Here is a 271-nt window from a genome sequence, read left to right as displayed (position 1 = left end):
CCGGCCCGAATAGCCAACCGGAGTTTGCGGTCAACAAAGAGGTCCGCGTGGGCGCAAAACGTGACCGTCCCGAGCCCTTTCCCGAGGACAAGGAACTTGTTTCCACCTTCAAGAAAGTGGCCCGCGAAGCGAAGACGGGCGAGTGGACAGTCAAGAAATTGGGAAATGATCTGCACCATCTTAGCCACTGGCTGCGCCAGGAAAATCGGCAGCCCATTTTCGGCCGGTTTAACCCCGATTCACCCAGGCATGCTTCTTTTGTAGCTGATGT

At 56.1% G+C, this 271-nt stretch carries 1 protein-coding gene; it reads left to right on the top strand.

Features of this window, described 5'->3' with window-relative positions; genetic code table 11:
• The coding region (locus ACWGS9_RS35780; protein ID WP_454509558.1) for a hypothetical protein at positions 1–271 on the top strand (271 nt) is incomplete at both ends.

It is taken from the genome of Mesorhizobium sp. Arg314 (genome assembly GCF_053714275.1).
Note: the sequence above shows the minus strand (reverse complement) of the source record. Positions and strands in the feature narration are given on the sequence as shown.